Source organism: Bifidobacterium tissieri (assembly GCF_002259645.1).
Classification (GTDB): domain Bacteria; phylum Actinomycetota; class Actinomycetes; order Actinomycetales; family Bifidobacteriaceae; genus Galliscardovia; species Galliscardovia tissieri.
Window position 1 is genome coordinate 1 of the sequence record NZ_MWWV01000030.1, and the last position, 1,195, is coordinate 1,195.

General features: G+C 63.4%; 2 protein-coding genes and 1 pseudogene. All 3 read left to right on the plus strand.

The features are described 5' to 3' along the window. Positions 1–597 (plus strand): annotated as a pseudogene (locus BTIS_RS11520) (IS256 family transposase); the annotation flags it as partial. Between the two features lie 27 nt (positions 598–624). After that, positions 625–825 (plus strand): hypothetical protein, encoded by a 201-nt coding sequence (locus BTIS_RS11525; RefSeq protein ID WP_094661785.1) that lies wholly within the window; start codon positions 625–627, stop codon positions 823–825. Between the two features lie 156 nt (positions 826–981). After that, the coding region (locus BTIS_RS11530) for a helix-turn-helix domain-containing protein (RefSeq protein WP_158216911.1) at positions 982–1,195 on the plus strand (214 nt) is incomplete at its 3' end.

Consider the following 1,195-nt stretch of genomic DNA (forward strand, 5'->3'; position numbering starts at 1 on the left):
GAGGCGGGCAGGCAGCTCAAGAAGCTCTCAGACCGGCTCACCAAGGTACGTGACGGCGAGACCGCCGTCAGATGGGGCGAGGCGCTCAACGCGTGGCACGTCGCCTGGGGGCCGTTCATCAACGAACGCACCTGGGCGAAGGACGATCCCGACAATCCGAAGGCGATGAAACGGCAATGGTGGTGGACCCACGAGGACGTGCGACGCTGCTACCGGCGACTGGAGAAACTGTTCCGAGAGGGCAAGCTGTTCGCGTTCCTCGAACCCGCGCTCACCGCCGGCGGCCCGGTGGCGCGCACCACGAACCGTCTCGAGGGCGGCGTCAACTCGCCGCTCAAGCATGTGCTCCTCGACCACCGCGGACTGCCCGAGGAGCACATGCGACGCGCCTGCGAATGGGTGTGCTACATGAGAAGCAGGAACCCGGACCCCGCGTCGCTGATCAAACCGGAACACTGGAAACCCGCCAAGTCCGCGCCGGAGCCGGACGGGGACGACGACGGGCCGAGGTCCTACGACACCGGCATCCAGTCCAACAACCACGATGACCCCACAAGCGAACCCGGCTTCTACATCCGCAAGGGCCACGTCCGATAGCCGCGGCCAATCCGCATAGACGTCGGCATGATCCAAAACATCGCAACTCTGCTGGGACTCATCCAAGTCGTATTCGAACTCATCGACGCCATTGGCGCCGGAAGCCGGCCGGCACTCGTCGCGGCCGGGGCCCTGATGTTCATCCTGCACGCCATCCACCCGCTCATCAAACGCCGCGGACGCCACACCCGCCACAATCGGCACACAAACCGTGAGAAAGGACTCTAAAGCACCACAAAAGTTCCTATAGCCCCTATCTCATCACTGTCTAGTTCGAGCGGATAGTTGACGTATGTCTCGGGGGATGGTTGACGGGGTGTCCTAGGGCATGGTTGACGTATGTCTCGGGGCATGGTTTACAGGTCGGTGCTGGTTGATTGGTGTATGGACACACAATCACAGCAGCAGACACCAGCGCATTCCAATGATGATGGCCCCGCGGCCCGTAGCGAGTTCCTGCGCAACAAAGCCATCGTCAACGCGATCCTCGCGGGCATGCCGGTCGCCGAGGCCGCCCGGCGCCACGGCGTCACCAGGCAGTGGGCGAACGAGCTGAGACGCAGGTACGGCGAGGAGGGAGAGAAAGGTCTCCTGCCCC

Bases quoted from the DNA above. Each gene is read 5' to 3' on its own strand.
- BTIS_RS11525 (WP_094661785.1), top strand. From the start codon at position 625: ATGATCCAAAACATCGCAACTCTGCTGGGACTCATCCAAGTCGTATTC.